The following is a 3140-nucleotide window of genomic DNA, read 5'->3' on the forward strand; positions in this document are numbered from 1 at the left end:
CCGCCATTAGCCGCCGGATGGTGTCGTGCGAGATGCGCCACACGCGGCGGCCGTCGACTTCCCCCTGTGTCATCAGGATCGGGGCGTCGCCTTCCCCGACTCCAAGATCACCGATCAGTTCACGGTCGAACGGCAGGTCATCGTCGATGCGGCCACCGGCTTCATTGGCCAGACCGGCGAAGGGAATCAGCGATCCGCCGCTGTCCAGCAGCCCCTGCAAGCGCCGCGCGAGCTCGGTCGCACCGCCGAGCACGCGTTGATCCTGCTGCACGGGCAGGTCGAAGTAATTGGCGGCGCGATCATAGTCGCGCTTCGCCAGTGCTTCGATCAGGCCAGTGACTGCGGAACGTGGCGTCTCACGACCGAACGGGTCCGCCGGTACCGCTGGCGCGGCCGTGTTGGACGAAGCATCCTGGGCGACCGCAGGCGAGGCGGTCAGCGTGGCAAGCAGCAGAATGAGGAGAAAGCGACGAAGAGAATGAAGCACGATTACCTGCGGCGTTGGGGAACGTCCGCAAGGGGGAACGCTGCTGCGCGCAGAAAGGTCGCACCGCCCGTGGCACCAGCGACACGGTTGAACCGCTCACGACTCCATCGCCCGTACGCTTGTCTCGCTGGCCGGATCAGTCCTGCCCCGTGCGCACTTCGGCAATCGCCTCCTGCAAACGGTCGAACGGCAGCGCGCCGGACAGGACCTTATCGCCGACCACCCACGCTGGCGTGCCGCTGATGCCGAGCTTCGCCGCCAGCCCAAGATTGCCGGCGATTTCCGTATCAACGTCATCGGGGATCTTGGCGAGGTTTACGCCCGTTCCACGGGCGGCGGCAGCGATCGATTGCGCACTGACCGGGCCTGCGTCGTACAAGGCCTGGTGAAAGGCAGCGAACCGACCCTGCGCCGCTGCGGCAAGCGACGCGCGCGCCGCGTCACGGCTTTCCTCCGCCAGGATCGGCAACTCCCGGAACACCACGCGCAATTTCGCATCGCTTTTTACCAGCCGCTCGATGGTCGGCAGGCTGGCGCGGCAATAGCCGCAATTATAATCAAAAAATTCCACCAGCGTGACATCGCCGTTGGGATTGCCCATCATCGCGCCGGGGTAAGGCGTCTCGATGCGGGATCGGCTGGCCGCAACCGCGCGCCCGCTCTCGCGCTCCTGCAGCTTCTGCATCGCTTGCGGGATCACTTCCGGATTGGCGAGCAGATAATCGTGCACCACCCGTTCGATCCCGGCCTTGTCTGCGACGGCGGATCCGGGAGCGGCACGCTCGGCAAGCCACATGCCGCCGGCGCCAAAGGTCGCGCCCAGCAGCACGACCAGCAAAATGGTCAGGCGGTTCATTTCCGCTTGCGCTTGTCGTCTTCGAGGGAATGGCCTGATGTCATCGCGATATCCTGTGCCCGGATCCAGTCCGGCGTGTTCTGTGGAATGCCGGCCATGGCGTAACGTGCGCTGACCGCGGCGGTGCGGTGATCGCCGGTCATGCTGGCGCGTTCCGCCGTGGCGAGTGCGGCGCGCGCCGGATCGCCGGTGCGCTCGTAGACGGTGCCCAGCTGATACCAGGCGAATGGGTTCTGATCATCACGCGCGACGGCGGTACGCAGGACACGCTTGGCCTCGTCATAATGCGCCTTGTCCTCCGTCGCGATCAGCGCATGGCCGAAAGTGGTGGCGATCAAAGGGCTGTTGCGGGAACCATCGGTGGCCGCACGCAGCGGGCCGAGGGCCTCCTGCGGCTTTCCTGCCTCCAGCAGGATCTGGCCCTTGATCTCTAGGAAATAGGGATCCTTCGGCTTGCTGGCGACCAAGGCATCAGCCTCCGCTTCGGCCTTCTGCGGATATCCACTGCGGTGATAAGCGTAAGCGCGCGCATAATGCGCATAGATGCTCTGCGTGCCTTCCGGATATTTCTGAAGCGCCTGCGCGGGTGGCAGCAGATATCCGTCCAGTTTCGCCTGAACCCGCTTGAACCGTTCTTCCCAATCCTGATTGAGCGGCTTGTTCCAGGCAGGCGAGGCCTGCAGCGTTTCCGACACGGCCGCGACACGCTCGGACGAGACGGGGTGGCTGAGCATATACTCGACCTGGCGAGTGATGCCGTAGCGATATTCCATCTGCTGCATGGTCTTGAAGAAGTTGAGATATCCCTTGCCACTAATCCCGGCGGCGTTGAGATATTTCGCGCCGGCCGCGTCCGTCGACGCCTCCTGCTGGCGCGAAAAGGCGAGATATTTGTGCATGGCCGCCTGCTGCCCGGCGGCAAGGACCCCGGCGCCCGCTTCGCCCGCGCCTGCCGCCATCGCGGCCAGCCCAAGCACCATGGAGAGAATGGAAATCCCGGTCGCCTCCTGAGCGCCGCGGCCGGCAAGCGACACGTGGCCGCCGGTAATGTGGCCAAGCTCGTGCGCGATCACGCCCTGCACTTCATTGGCCGTCTTGGCCGCCTGGATCGTGCCGGAATGCACATAAACGATCTGGCCGCCGGCGACGAAGGCGTTGATCGAATCGTCGTTGACGAGAACGACCCTCACGTCGCTCGGCCGCAGCCCCGCCGCGGTGATGAGCGGCGCGGTCATGTCGGCCAGCAGCGCTTCGGTCTCGGCGTCGCGCAGGATCGACTGCGCATTCGCCGCCTGCGGGATGGAGACGCTGGCCAGCGCCGCAGTGGCCAGCAGGCGAAGTGTGGGGGAGCGACCGATCACGGGCCTGGCCGCAGCGGGATCGTTCGGCAAGCGACGTGCATGCGCCGGACCCAGCATGATGGCGGCTTAACCATCGCTGAAGCCCGGCGCATGTCGCTCACTTGCTTGCCGTCACGATCCGCCGATCACGCACCGAACGTGCGCTGCCACCAGCCGCGACGCGGCGTTGCGGCGGATTCCTCGGCAGCGTCGCCGGTGGAGGGTTCGCCGGCTTCATCCGCTGCCGCGCTCTGCGCGGGCGCAGCGTCGCTGGTTTCGGCCACGGCCGGTGCTTCGGGCTCGGCTGCTGCCGGCGCGTCCGCCTTTTTGCGGCGCGTGCGCTTCGGCTTCGCAGGTGCTTCCGCGGCCTCGGCCGGCGCTGCTCCCTCGGCAGCCGGCGCATCCGTCTTCTTGCGACGGGTGCGCTTCGGCTTGGCCGGTGCGCCCTCCTCCGTGG

At 66.2% G+C, this 3140-nt stretch carries 2 protein-coding genes and 2 pseudogenes; all 4 read right to left on the reverse strand.

Translation table 11 applies throughout. From position 1 onward, the window contains the following. Positions 1 to 487: pseudogene (locus AX702_RS14800) on the reverse strand (hypothetical protein); the annotation flags it as partial. A gap of 136 nt (positions 488 to 623) precedes the next feature. Then, on the reverse strand, positions 624 to 1343 hold the full coding sequence (locus AX702_RS14805; RefSeq protein WP_066780845.1) for a DsbA family protein: 720 nt from the start codon (positions 1341 to 1343) through the stop codon (positions 624 to 626). Further along, the gene (locus tag AX702_RS14810) at positions 1340 to 2761 is read right to left on the reverse strand and encodes a M48 family metalloprotease (RefSeq protein ID WP_082746291.1); all 1422 of its coding nucleotides are present in this window, start codon (positions 2759 to 2761) and stop codon (positions 1340 to 1342) included. Before AX702_RS14810 ends, AX702_RS14805 begins: the two co-directional genes overlap by 4 nt. 68 nt (positions 2762 to 2829) lie before the next feature. Then, a pseudogene (locus AX702_RS22620) lies at positions 2830 to 3140 on the reverse strand (ribonuclease E/G); the annotation flags it as partial.

It is taken from the genome of Sphingomonas sp. CCH5-D11 (assembly GCF_001557395.1).
In the GTDB taxonomy this organism is placed as follows: domain Bacteria; phylum Pseudomonadota; class Alphaproteobacteria; order Sphingomonadales; family Sphingomonadaceae; genus Sphingomonas.

What these genes read in the sequence shown, in the direction of transcription:
- AX702_RS14805 (WP_066780845.1), bottom strand. Translation starts at nt 1,343, where the DNA reads ATGAACCGCCTGACCATTTTGCTGGTCGTGCTGCTGGGCGCGACCTTT.
- AX702_RS14810 (WP_082746291.1), bottom strand. Translation starts at nt 2,761, where the DNA reads ATGCTGGGTCCGGCGCATGCACGTCGCTTGCCGAACGATCCCGCTGCG.